Below are 12,910 nucleotides of genomic sequence, written 5' to 3' on the forward strand. Positions count from 1 at the left end.
AATAGAACACCGGCACTTGCAGGGGTGCCGTCTGGGTGCTGTCCGTGCAGCACCGCAGGGGAAGGACAGGGTGTGACGACCCATCTCGAGGCCGCCGCGCCTGCCGTCGACGTCGATCCGACCGGACACGTCCATGGCGAGGCGCAGTCGTTGTCGCCGACCGCTCAGCTCACCCTGAGCGGCATCCGCCCCGAGCTTCAGGAGCGGATGCACCACTACTTCGAGGCCAGCTGCGACCGTACCCCGTGGGCGCGCGCCCTGGAGTGGGAGGGCGGGGCCCTCACCTACGCGGAGCTGGACCGGAGAGCCAACGCGATGGCCCACCACCTCATCGCTCTCGGTGCCCGCCGGGGCGGTCGCATCGGTCTGCTGCTGCCGCGGTGCACCGAGCTCTACGTCGCCCTGCTCGGCATCATGAAGGCCGGATCGGCCTTCGTGCCGATCGACCCCTCGTCCCCGGCCGACCGGGTCGCCTTCGTCGCCGGCGACAGCGAGCTCGACCTCGTGGTGTCTTGCGTGGAGCTCGAGGACTCCCTGCGCGAGATCACCGTGCCGACGGTGCTGGCCGACTCCCAGGACACCCGGGTGGCGCTGGCCCGGCGTCCGGGCGACCGACCGGCACCGGAGGAGCCCGGCGACGACCCGACCGCCTACGTCATCTACACCTCCGGCTCCAGCGGCCGGCCCAAGGGCGTCGACGTCGCGCAGCACAGCATCTGCAACTTCATCCACGTCATCAGCGAGGTCTACGACGTCCGCGCCGAGGACCGCGTCTACCAGGGCATGACCATCGCCTTCGACTTCGCGATCGAGGAGGTGTGGCCGACCTGGGCGATGGGCGCCACCCTCGTGGTGGGTCCCACCGACAGCCGCCGGGTGGGCCCTGGGCTCACCGAGTTCCTGGAGCAGCACCGGATCACCCTGCTCTACTGCGTGCCGACCGTGCTGTCCACGGTCACCCGCACGATCGACTCGATCCGGGCGGTCATGGTGGGCGGCGAGGCCTGCCCCGCCGAGCTGGTCGAGCGCTGGGCGCCCGGGCGCCGCATGCTCAACACCTACGGCCCCACCGAGGCGACCGTGACCTGCGTGTGGAGCGTCCTGCTCCCGAACCGGCCGGTGACGATCGGGATCCCGGTGCCCAGCTACACGGCATACATCCTGGACGAGCAGCGCCGCCCGGTCCCCGCGGGCGAGGTCGGCGAGCTGTGCATCGGTGGTCCCGGCGTGGCCCGGGGATACCTCGGCCGCCCGGACCTCACGGAGGACCGCTTCATCCAGCACCCGCACGACCCGGGCCAGGGGCGCATCTACCGGACCGGTGACCTGGCGCGGGTCCAGGCCGACGGCGAGATCGTCTATCTCGGACGAGCCGACGCCGAGGTCAAGGTCCGCGGGCACCGCGTCGACCTCGGGGAGATCGAGAGCGTCATGATGCGCGACCCGCGCGTCCCGACCGCCGCGGTCACCCAGCTGCCGGGGGACTCCGGCGGTGATCTGGCCGCCTACGTCACCACCGCCACCGCCGTGGCACCGGAGGACGAGCGCGCCTTCGTGCGCGAGCTGTGGAACGACATGCGCACCACGCTGCCGGGCTACATGATCCCCTCGTTCGTCGAGGTGGTCGACGAGATCCCGATGCTGCCGAGCGGCAAGGTCGACCGCAACCGGCTGCCCGCCCCGATCAGCACCCGTCTCATCGGCGGCAGTGGCGACCATGTCGCGGCCGAGGGTGAGATCGAGGAGTGGATGGTCGGCGTCTGGGCGCAGGCGCTCGAGGTCACCCCGGACCAGGTGTCCGTCACCGCCGACTTCTTCGACGACCTCGGCGGGCACTCGCTCTTCGCCGCGACGCTCGTCTCGGCGCTGCGCAGCGACCCGCGCGGCGCCTCGCTGTCGGTCATGGACCTGTATGCCGCGCCTACCGTCCGGCAGCTCGCCGCCCGGGCGGAGGAGCTGGGCGCCGGCGTCGTGCCGGAGGCGGGTGCGGTGGACCGACCCGCTCCCGCGTCGATGGTGCGGATCTGGGGCTTCGGGGTGGCGCAGATCGTGGCGATCCTCGGCACCGTGACCGTCGGTCTGAGCCCCATCGCGCTGGCGTACTGGTGGTTCGCGGGCGTGCCCACGGCGCAGACGCTGCAGCTGCTGGTCTTCCTCTTCCCGCTGTCCTACCTGCTGGAGCGCTGGGTCGGACCGCTGATCGTGGCCCGGCTCTTCGGGCACCGGCTGGCACCGGGGGAATACCCCCTCTACGGCTGGACCCACCTGCGGGTCTGGCTCGTGGGCAAGGCGATGAGCTTCTCGCCGCTGACGACGCTGGCTGGGTCGGCCTACGCCGCGCCCTACCTGCGATGGGCCGGCGCCGACGTACACGACGAGGCCCACCTGGGGACCGCCCACGTCAACCTGCCCTCGCTGCTGCACCTGGGCCCAGGTGCCACCGTCGGCTACGGCACCCACCTGGAGGGCTGGTCGATCGCGGACGGGCGCCTGCGGATCGGTGAGGTACGGCTGCACAAGGACGCCACCGTCGCCGCCAACTGCGTGCTCACCGGCCCCTGCTCGGTGGGTGAGGAGACCATCCTGCAGGAGCAGTCGTCGTTGGCGCCGGGGACGCACCTGGGCGCCCGCGAGCTCTGGCGCGGTGCCCCGGCGCGGCCGCTGGAGCGGCTGGAGGACCCGATCTTCGCCCTCATGGCGCGCTGCCGCCAGGCCCCCACCACGTGGGCGCCGGCGCAGCGGGCCAACTTCCTCGTCGGCATCCTGGCCCTGGAGCTGCTGCCCCTCGCGGCGCTGCTGCCGGTCGTGGCCCTGGTCTGGTGGGTGCTGCTGGCCAGCGGCGTCGGCTGGGCGCTGGCGGCGACGACCTTCACCGGTCCGGTCTTCGTCGTGACCTGCTGCGCCCTCATCCTGCTCATGCGCTCGTTCGGGCTGCCGCGCACCCCGGTCGGGGTGCACCACCTGCGCTCGCAGCTCGGGGTGGAGAAGTGGTTCGCCGACAAGCTGCTGGACTCCAGCCTGTCCCTGACCAACAGCCTCTACTCGACCCTCTACACGCCGCACTGGCTCCGCCTGCTCGGGGCCCGCGTGGGAGCCCGCGCCGAGGTGTCGACGATCTCCAACATCGACCCCGACCTGCTGACCCTGGGGGCCGAGTCGTTCGTCGCCGACATGGCCTCGGTGGGCAGCGCGACCTACTGCCACCACCACGTGGCCTTCCGCCCGACCCGGGTGGAGGAGCGCGCCTTCGTCGGCAACGCGTCCTACCTGCCCTCCGGGGCACGGCTGGGCCGCGACAGCCTGCTGGGGGTCGCCTCGACACCGCAGACCGGGCAGGTGCCGGACGGCACCTCCTGGCTCGGCTCGCCCGCCTTCTTCCTGCCGCGCCGGGAGATCTACGAGGGCTTCGGCGAGGAGCAGACCTTCGCGCCACCGCGCTCCGCCGTCGTCGCGCGCTACGTCATGGAGTTCTTCCGCATCGTGGTGCCGGCCTCCCTCCTCGCCATCTCCACCTTCGCGACCCTGCAGGGCGCGTCGTGGATGGCCCGCGCGGGCCTGTCGTGGTGGGTCATGCTGCTCGGTCTGCCCGTGATCGCCCTGGCCTGCGCGCTGGGTGTGGTGCTCCTCGTGGCGCTCCTGAAGTGGGTCCTCATGGGCCGCTACCGGCCGCGGGTGGAGCCGCTGTGGAGCAGCTTCGTCCGGCGCAGCGAGCTGGTCACCGGCATCTACGAGGCGGCGGCCGTGCCGGTGCTCCTGGACCCCCTGCGCGGCACCCCCTGGCTCGGGCCGCTGCTGCGGCTCTTCGGCGTCCGGGTGGGCCGGCGGGCCCTGGTGGAGACGACCTACGTGACCGAGTTCGACCTGGTCCGCATCGGGCCGGGCAGCCACGTCGGGCCGGCCGTATCGCTGCAGACCCATCTCTTCGAGGACCGGGTGATGAAGATGGATCACGTCACCGTCCGGCAGCATGTGTCGCTCGGCACGCGCAGCGTCGTGCTCTACGGCAGCGACGTGGCCGACGACGTGCACCTCGAGCCGCTCTCGCTCGTGATGAAGGGCGAGAGCATCCCGGCTGCCACCCGCTGGGCAGGCATCCCGGCCCAGCCGGCACACGAGGCCGGTCTCGCGCACGAGGAGGTCGCCGTATGAGCACCGTCACCACCGGCCCCGACCGCGAGGCCGAGCTCGTCCTCCAGCGGGGCGAGGAGCTCACCGACATCCCCCACGCCTGCGAGCCCGAGGAAGGCGACGAGGGCGCGGACGAGCTGGGCGGTGCCCGGCGTCAGCGGCTCATCGGCATCGACGCGGCGCGAGGGCTGGCGCTGCTCGGCATGGTTGCGGTCCACGTCTACACCGCCGACGCCGGCAACGGGTCGGTGAGTGTCCCCTGGCTCATCAGCTCCGGCGCCTCGTCGGCGACCTTCGCGGTGCTGGGCGGCATCGGCCTGGCTTTCATGAGCGGGCGCACGTCCCCGGAGCGTGCCCCCGTGCGCATCAGCGCGATCCGCATCGCCGTCCGGGCGGCCCTCATCCTCGCGATCGGGCTGCTGCTCGGTCTGGTCGTCCCCGTCGACACCGCGGGCGTGATCCTGCCCTACCTGGGGCTGCTCTTCCTCATGGCCGTGCCGGTCATCCGGTTGCGCCCGCGCACGCTCTTCCTGCTCGCCGCGGGCTGGCTCCTGCTCTCTCCGGTGCTGAGCCACCTGCTCCGGCAGAGCACGCCTGCCTTCGAGCGGCTCAACCTGTCGCCGGGGGACCTGGTCACGGACCCCGCCGGCTCCGTGCTCGCCCTCGCCGTCACGGGGCTCTACCCCGCCCTCACGTGGTTCACCTACATCCTGCTGGGACTGGGCCTGGGCCGGCTGGCGCTCGACGCCCGACGGTATGCCGTGGTGTTCGCGGTCGCCGGCGGCGCCCTCTCGCTCGGCGCGGTCCTCCTCTCCACACTGCTCCTCGGGCCGGTCGGCGGGCTCGACCGGCTGGCGCGCGGGGTCGAGGGCACGATGACGCTCGATGAGTTCACCTCCCTGCTCACCTGGGGCAGCGACGGGACCCTCCCGGCGACCTCCTGGTGGTGGATGGCCTCCGACGCACCGCATACCGGCACACCGCTCGACCTGCTGCGCACCTGCGGCATCGCGCTGCTGGTCCTCGGGGTCTGCCTCATGGCCGCCTCCGCGCTGCCGCGTGGGCTGCGGCTGCTCGCCGCACCAGGCAGCATGACCCTGACGCTGTACTCGGGCCATCTGCTGCTCCTGCTGCTCCCGCTCGGCGGGCTGCCCGAGCACCTGCAGTTCCTCTTCCACGTCGCGGTCCTCACCTCCTTCGGGGTCGTGTGGCAACGCCACCGCAGCCGCGGCCCGCTGGAGGCCTTCGTCGCCTCCGCGTGCCGCCGCGCCGCACCGACACCGGGTCGGCACCGCATCCCGCGGTGACCGGCCTGCTCCGGCGCCGCCGTCCCTGGGCCGCGATCTACCGCGGGTCCGCGGCCGTGCCGGGATGCGCCGAGGTATGGCGCCCGCTGCTGCGCGAGCAGGGGCTCCGGACCACCTGGGTCGGCCCGGGCGAGCGGCGGCAGCTCGGGGCGGCGCTGCGGGAGGGGCCCGCCCTGCTGGTCCATCCCGGCGGCGGGAGCCTGGAGGCGGAGTGGGAGCGGGTCGCGACCGATGCCGAGGCGGTGCGCGCCTACGTCCGAGGAGGGGGCCGCTACCTGGGCATCTGCCTCGGCGGCTATCTCGCCGGCTCCGACCCCGGCTACGCCCTGCTCCCGGGTGAGGTGGACCGCTGGGACCAGTCGGGTCAGGGCGTCGCGCTGCGCAGCGCGGTGGAGGACGTCGCCTGGCGTGAGGAGCGGCGGCAGATCTACGTCGAGGACCCGCCGGCCTTCGCCGTGACGAGCCGGGCCCGGGGCGACGTCGACGTCGTGGCGCGCTATCCGGACGGGGCGGTCGCCGCGCTCGCCGCGCCGCACGGTGACGGCCGGGTGGTCGTGTGCGGTCCGCACCCGGAGGCGGGGGCCGACTGGTTCGTCGACGACAGGTTGCCGGTCCCGGCTCCGACACAGGACCTGGCGCGCGAGCTGGTGGGTCTGGCCCTGCCCCGACCTGACTAGCGCCCGGTGGAGGTCGCGCTGTCGTCGACCACGGCGGGTGGGTCGCCGACGAGCGTGCGGGTGCGCAGCGAACCGCTGAAGGTCGAGATCAGCCAGCGGTCACCCTCGGGCGTGAGGGTGAAGGTGAGGGGCCGCACGACGATCACCTCGTAGGGCACGCGGTCCTCCTCCAGCCGGATCCGCGCCCGGTGCACGAGCGACACCTGCAACGGGGGGGTGGGCCCAGACGTGGCGGTCGCGCCGTCCGTCGCCGTCGCCGCATCGGTGTCCGTGGCCTGGTCGGCGAGGGACACCTCACCGCCGGAGACGCTCTGCTCGGCCACCACCTCGCCGGTGCGCGGCCGGGTGGCGTCGGTCGTGTCGAGGTCGTAGAAGCGCAGCAGGTTGACTACCTCCACGGCCTCGGCGTCGCCCGCAAGGGCGTCATCGACGTCGCTGCGCCACTCCGTGGCCGCGGTCTCGGTCATGGCCTCGACCAGCCCGGTCGTGAGGTCGTCCGCACCCGGGGGAGCCGCCTCGGGGTCGAGCAGGATCTCCGGGGTGGAGTACTCCAGCAGCAGGTCGCTCACCTGCTCGTAGGCGGCCTCGGCCCGATCGCCGTAGAGATCGCGCGCCTCGTCGGACACCACGGGTGGGTCGGCGAAGAGCTCGGGTCGCACGTCGTCCTGGAAGAGCGTGGTGCAGCCCGAGACGAGGGTGAGCAGCGCGGCCACGACGACGTGACCGCAGCGGATGTGGACCACGGGAAGTCTCCCTTCTCCGTCTGCGTGCGCCGACCCCCTGCATGAGCCAGCCACCTCACGATAGTTGAAACGGAGCGCAAGAGCAGGCCGACGTCCGGCAGCGGGCCGGACGCCGAGTGGAGATCACGGGTCCTGCCGGGGCATCGTGGGGGCCATGGATGTCGCCCTGGTCACCGACAGCTCCGCCTGCCTGCCACCCGAGACGGCGGCGCAGCACGGGGTGAGGGTGCTGCCCCTGCATGTGTTCGTCGGTGACCGGGGCGCAGCAGGGACGCGCGAGGAGACCACGCCCGAGGAGATCGTGGACCTGCTGCGGCACGGGCGCGAGCGGGTGTCCACCAGCCGCGTCTCTCCGGGCGAGCTGGAGACGGCATACCTCGGGCTGCGGCGGACGACGGGGTGCCGCGGCATCGTGTCGACGCACCTCTCGGCGGGCGTAAGCGGCACCGTCGAGGCGGCACGGCTGGCGGCCGAGGCGGTCCGTGACGAGGTCGAGGTGACGGTGATCGACTCGCGCTCGGTGGGTATGGCGCTGGGCTGGGCGGTGCTGGACGGCGCCGCGCGGGCCGCCGACGGCGGGGACCTGCGGTCGGTGGCGGATCTGGTGCGGGAGCGGCTGGCCGCGACGCGGGCGTGGTTCTACGTCGACTCCCTGGAGCACCTGCGGCGCGGTGGGCGGCTGGGGCGCGCCCAGGCGCTGCTGGGTTCGGCGCTGTCGATCAAGCCTCTGCTCACCATCGAGGGCGGGCAGGTCGCGGCGGCCGAGAAGGTCCGGACCCGCGCCAAGGCGCTGGCGCGGCTCGTCGACCTTGCCGCCGAGGAGTGCGCCCGGGTGGCGGACGGGGGCAGGGCGCCCCGGCTGGCGGTGCACGAGCTGGACGCGGCCGCGGCGGCGCAGGAGCTGGCGGACGTCCTGCGGGAGCGGACGGGGCTCGACGTCGAGGTCGTCGCGCTGGACCTCAGCGTCGGGGTGCACACCGGCCCTGGGACCCTCGGTGTCATCGTCGGGGCGCGGGGCCCGGACGGCGAGGGGTAGGCCGCGCGGACGGGAGACCTGAGGCTGCCGGCGTCCCTGTCCACATCCCTGGACCACACCCTCGCCTCGTCCACAGATGGGGAGGCGGGTCTGGAAGCCGCCCGAGAGGGTGCCTAGCGTCGCCTCTATGGGGATCGAGGGGGAGTCCGGCGCTCGGCACGAGGGAAGGCATCGCCCCGGACGCGTTCGTTCGGAGGCGCGGGAGCCTGAGCCCGGGCCAGAGGTCGAGTCGACCGGGTTCGGGTCCACGCTCGGGTCCACGTCCGGGCCCGAGCCCCACACCGTGGCAGGGCCCATGCCCAGCCCCGGGCCTAGCTCGGAACCCGTCCGGCTGGTCACCGTCCCGGACCGGATCCGCTCGGCCGACCTGGCGGTCGGGGTGCGGCCGGTCCGGGGCGTGCTCGTCCTGCTCGCGCTCGCGGCCTGTGTCCTCGGGGCGCGGTGGTGGTGGGTCGAGCAGGAGGCAGCCGCCGTCCCGGTGGGCGAGGCGGCGGTGGAGCACGCGGTGTCCGACCCGGGCCAGGGCGGGGGCGCCGACGGGTCGACACCGGCGACCGAGGCAGGAGACGGAGGAGAGGGTGTCGCCGAGGGCGGCGGGGGCGCGACCGATGGGCAGGGCGCGACGGGGCAGGGCGCGACGGGGCCGGGCGTGACGGGACAGGCCGGCGGGCAGACGGACGGGCAGGTCGACGGCGAACCCGGCACGGCGGTCTGGGTGCACGTCGTGGGCCAGGTCCGTGAGCCGGGGGTGGTCGAGCTACCGGCCGGGGCGCGGGTGGTCGATGCGGTCGAGGCGGCCGGAGGGTTCACCGACGAGGCCGAGGTCGGGTCGGTCAACCTCGCCCGCCCCGTGGTGGACGGTGAGCAGATCTGGGTGGCTGCGCCGGGCGAGGAGCCACCGCCAGGGCTGGCTGCCGGGACCGGAGGTGCCGTCGGAGGGCCCGCCGCCCAGGACGCCGCAGTTCCGGGTGCTCCTGCCTCAGGATCGGCTCCCCTGGACCTGAACTCCGCGACCCAGCAGGAGCTCGAGACACTCCCCGGGATCGGGCCGGTCACGGCGGGCAAGATCCTCACCTGGCGGGAGGAGCACGGGCGGTTCTCGGCGGTGAGCGAGCTGCTGGAGGTGAGCGGTATCGGCGAGCGGACCCTGGAGGAGCTCGAGCCGTGGGTGCAGGTCAGGGGGTGAGGAGGCCGCGGGACGGAGATGTCCGTGAGTGGCCTGCGCCGGCGGAGGGGCGACTCACACGGCTGCGGGCAGAGGGGGCTCGACAGGGCCAGGGAGGGGGCGAGCACGACCGGGTCGACGCCGACGGAGCGGGCCTGGACCTTCGCCTGCTGGTGCCCGCGCTCGCGGCCTGGGGCGTGTCCGTGGCGGTGCTGCCCCGCGGCGCGGGCACGGCGGCGGTCGTCGCAGGCCTCGCCGGGGCTCTCGCGCTGAGCGTGCTGGTGCAGGCGGCTCGACGGCAGGGCGGCGCGGAGGACGCCCGGCGACCCGGCGGTTCGGGGAAGGCCCGGCGACGCGGCGCAACGGAGGGCGCCCCGGGACCCGGCGGCCTGGGGATGGCAGGTGTTGCCGGGGTGGTCCGGGGTCAGCTCGCGCTCTGCGGTGCCGCAGTGGCTCTGGTCACCGGCACCGCGTCCCTGCACCTGGCGACGGCGAGCGCGGGGCCGGTCGCCGGCTGGGCGGCCGAGCGGGCGGTCACCGAGGTGCGGCTGGTCGTGACCACGGAGCCTCGGGTCGTGGAGCGCACGGAGGGGCGGCCCTCGCTGGTGGTCCTGGAGGGCCGGGTCGTCGAGGCGACCTCCCGGGGCGTGACGACCCGCCCCCGGACTCCTGTCGTGGTGCTCGCCACCTCGGGTCAGGGTTGGGAGGACGTGGCCTGGCGCAGCGAGGTCGAGGCGACGGGGAGGTGGGGCCTGCCGGACCAGGCGGGCCGACCGGTCGCGGTCCTCACCCCGCGAGGCCGGCCGGTCGACGTCCGCGCGCCGCCCTCGCTGCTGCGGGGCGTGGACCACGTGCGGGAGCGCTTCCGGCAGGCGGTGCAACCGGTGCCCGCGGACCCCCGAGGGCTGGTGCCGGGGCTGGTCATCGGCGACACCTCGCTCACCCCGCCCGACCTCAACCAGGCCATGCGCGACACCGGCATGACCCATCTCAGCGCGGTCAGTGGGAGCAACGTCGCGATCGTCGTCGGCGGGATCGCGCTGCTGGCCTCCCGATGCGGGCTGCCCCGTCGGTGGCGACTCCCGGTCGTCCTGCTCGGGCTGGCGGGGTTCGTGCTGCTGTGCCGGCCCGAGCCCTCCGTGCTGCGGGCGGGGGTGATGGGGGTGGTGGGCCTGCTCGCGCTCACTGGCGGTCGCCGACGTGCCAGCCTGCCGGCTCTGGCGGTCGCCGTGCTGGGGCTGCTGTGTCTCGACCCGTGGCTCGCCCGGTCCTACGGCTTCGCCCTCTCCACCCTCGCCACCCTGGGGCTGGTCCTCTTCGCCCGGCCGTGGGGGATGGCGATGGCCGGTCGCCTGCCCCGGTGGGCCGAGCTGCCGGCCCGGGCCGCGGCCGTCCCGTTGGCCGCGCAGGTCGTCTGTGCGCCGGTCATCGTGCTGCTGCAGGGGAGCATCACGACAGTGGCGGTGCTGGCCAACCTGCTCGCCGCACCACTCGTCGCGCCCACGACCATCCTGGGGGTGGTGGCCGCGCTCGTGGCCCCGCTGTGGCTGCCGGGCGCGAGCACGGTGGCCTGGCTGGCCGCGCTCCCGGCGTGGCTCATCGCCCGCGTCGCCCGGGTCTGTGCGCGGCTGCCGCTGGGGACGGTCGACTGGATGGACGGCCCGGCCGGTGCCTGGACCCTGGCGGGGCTGACGGTAGCCCTGTTGCTCACCGGACGCTGGTGGTGGGCCCAGCTCGTGCGTCGGCCACTGCGGTCCTGGGCCGTGATCGGGGCCGTGATCTGGACCGCGGCCCTGGTGTGGGTGCCCCTGCCGGGCCTGCGCTCGTGGCCACCGCCCGGGTGGGTGGTCGTCGGTTGCGACGTCGGGCAGGGCGATGCCTTCGTCCTCCGCAGCGGGGCGTCGTCAGCGGTCGTCGTCGACACAGGGCCAGACCCCGAGGCGGTCAGCACGTGCCTTCGCGCGCTCGGCGTGCAGCGGGTGCCGCTGCTCGTGCTCACCCACTTCCACGCCGACCACATCGACGGGCTCGAGGGCGTGCTGCGCGCCGCCCGGGTCGACGAGGCGCTCGTGAGCCCCGTGCGGCAGCCCGCCGACGGCGCCGCCGAGGCGATCAGCCTGCTGGAGCAGGCCGGGGTCCCGGTGACGGTGGCCCAGCCGGGCGACCTCGGCGCGGTCGGGGAGGCCCAGGTCCGCGTCCTCGGCCCGTCCGGCAGGCTCGCCACCCCCGACGCGACAGAACCGCAGGATGACCACCTCCCCGGGAAGGGGACTCACGGCGGGGAGGAGGGAGGGGCCGCCAACGACGCGAGCGTCGTCGTCCACGTCACGGTGCGCGAAACGCGGGTGCTGCTGGTGGGAGACGTGGAGTCGGCGGGTGCCCGTGCGCTGCGCGTGGCGCTCGACCAGCGCGCGGGGCCGGCCCAGCCCACGGCGTCCGGTGCCGGTGGTGGAGCCGCAGGCACCGGCGGCATGGAGGCCGGCCCGGGTGTCGGCGAGGTGGACGTGCTCAAGGTGGCCCATCACGGCTCGGCCGACCAGGACGAGGCGCTGTTGCACCTGCTCGACCCCGAGGTGGCGCTCATCGGCGTCGGGGCGGACAACACCTTCGGGCACCCGGCGCCCTCGACGCTCGGCCTGCTGGCGCAGGTGGGGGCGGTGGTGCTGCGCACCGACCTGCACGGTGACGTGGCCGTGGTGCGGGACGAGCGCGGGCGGCTGGCCACGGTGACCCGCGACGGTCGCTGAGCCGTGGGACGTGGGTGCTATCCCGCACCCGTCGCGACCGGGTGCGTGCAGGGGTCGCCGCCGAGCTCGCGGGCGCTCTCGCAGAGCGCGTCGAGGGTCGCGGCCACGGCAGGCACCCGCTGCAGGTCGGGGGTCGTCACCACCTGCACCATCCGACGTGACGGCGGCGACACCGGGCGGATCACGACATCAGGGTGGGAGACCGTGGTCAGGATCAGCTGGGGCACGAGGGCGACGCCCAGCCCGGCGGCCACGAGGCCGAGCACGGCCACGTAGTCCTCGGTTTCGAAGGTCACGTCCGGGTCGAAGCCGGCGCCGTGCGCCAGGGTGAGCAGGTGGCCCCGGCAGCGTGGGCAGCCCGCGATCCACCGGTCGGCCGAGAGGTCGGCCAGGTCGACCTCGTCCTGCGCGGCCAGCTCGTGGCCGCGGGGCAGCACCAGCATGACGGGGTCGTCCAGGACGTCCATGACGACGAGGCCGGCGAGGTCGTCCTCGCCGCGGCCGGCGTCCGTGCCCTCGTAGGAGAAGGCCACCGCCAGGTCCACCGCACCGGCGCGCACCGCCGCCAACGACTCCGGCGGCTCGGCCTCGCTGAACTGCACGGTCACCGCCGGGTGGCTCTGCCGCAGCCGGGCCAGCGCCCGGGGCACCAGGGTGGCCGACGACGACGGGAACGCCATGAGGCGCACCCGACCCGCCTGCAGACCCGCGATCGCGACCACCTCGGCCTCGGCCTCGTCGATCCGGTCCAGGATCTCCCGGGCCCGCACGGCGAGCAGCTGCCCCGCCTCCGTCAGCCGGACGCTGCGCCCGATCCGCTCCACCAGGGCGGTGCCGGCGCGCTGCTCCAGCCGGCGCACCATCTGTGACACCGCGGGTTGGGTGTAGCCCAGCGAGTTCGCGGCCGCAGTGAAGGAGCCCTCCTCCGCGATGGCACGCATGACCCGCAACCCTGCCGCGTCGAACATGCCCCAGAGCATACGGGGGCGGCCGCCTGCCGTCGCCGGTCCCTGCCCGCCTCGGCGACCTGTTCGTCACGTCCCCGCCCCCGACACCCGGGACGACGTTCACGTCGTCGTCACCTGCGGGGGCTGGAGTCGGAGGCGT

At 74.3% G+C, this 12,910-nt stretch carries 8 protein-coding genes; 6 read left to right on the forward strand and 2 right to left on the reverse strand.

What is annotated here, in order from left to right; translation table 11 throughout:
- Positions 1-72: 72 nt before the first annotated feature.
- From AC5PYY_RS09605 to AC5PYY_RS09615, 3 genes are read left to right on the forward strand one after another with little or no spacing between them, the layout of a single operon-like run.
- Entirely contained in the window at positions 73-4,149 is a 4,077-nt protein-coding gene (locus AC5PYY_RS09605; protein ID WP_493896596.1) for a Pls/PosA family non-ribosomal peptide synthetase, read from the forward strand.
- Positions 4,146-5,435: a heparan-alpha-glucosaminide N-acetyltransferase domain-containing protein gene (locus tag AC5PYY_RS09610; protein WP_493896597.1), complete on the forward strand. Its 1,290-nt coding sequence runs from the start codon at positions 4,146-4,148 to the stop codon at positions 5,433-5,435. The genes AC5PYY_RS09605 and AC5PYY_RS09610 overlap by 4 nt, the downstream gene beginning before the upstream one ends.
- Entirely contained in the window at positions 5,432-6,112 is a 681-nt protein-coding gene (locus tag AC5PYY_RS09615; protein ID WP_493896598.1) for a BPL-N domain-containing protein, read from the forward strand. The genes AC5PYY_RS09610 and AC5PYY_RS09615 overlap by 4 nt, the downstream gene beginning before the upstream one ends.
- On the opposite strand, the gene AC5PYY_RS09620 is transcribed toward AC5PYY_RS09615, so the two are convergent.
- Positions 6,109-6,855, reverse strand: coding sequence for a hypothetical protein (locus AC5PYY_RS09620; RefSeq protein WP_493896599.1), 747 nt, complete (start codon positions 6,853-6,855; stop codon positions 6,109-6,111). The two genes, AC5PYY_RS09615 and AC5PYY_RS09620, sit on opposite strands and share 4 nt — an antisense overlap.
- Positions 6,856-7,009: 154 nt before the next feature.
- Between AC5PYY_RS09620 and AC5PYY_RS09625 the strand changes: the two genes are divergently transcribed.
- From AC5PYY_RS09625 to AC5PYY_RS09635, 3 genes are all read left to right on the forward strand, one after another.
- The gene (locus AC5PYY_RS09625) at positions 7,010-7,891 is read left to right on the forward strand and encodes a DegV family protein (RefSeq protein WP_493896600.1); all 882 of its coding nucleotides are present in this window, start codon (positions 7,010-7,012) and stop codon (positions 7,889-7,891) included.
- Between the two features lie 295 nt (positions 7,892-8,186).
- The gene (locus tag AC5PYY_RS09630; protein WP_493896601.1) at positions 8,187-9,077 is read left to right on the forward strand and encodes a helix-hairpin-helix domain-containing protein; all 891 of its coding nucleotides are present in this window, start codon (positions 8,187-8,189) and stop codon (positions 9,075-9,077) included.
- 152 nt (positions 9,078-9,229) lie between these two features.
- Positions 9,230-11,803, forward strand: a complete 2,574-nt coding sequence (locus AC5PYY_RS09635; protein ID WP_493896602.1) for a ComEC/Rec2 family competence protein — start codon at positions 9,230-9,232, stop codon at positions 11,801-11,803.
- Between the two features lie 17 nt (positions 11,804-11,820).
- On the opposite strand, the gene AC5PYY_RS09640 is transcribed toward AC5PYY_RS09635, so the two are convergent.
- A complete protein-coding gene (locus tag AC5PYY_RS09640; protein ID WP_493896603.1) occupies positions 11,821-12,771 on the reverse strand; it encodes a LysR family transcriptional regulator in 951 nt (316 codons plus the stop codon).
- Positions 12,772-12,910 lie beyond the last annotated feature (139 nt).

The organism is Serinicoccus sp. JS2-9 (assembly GCF_059025165.1).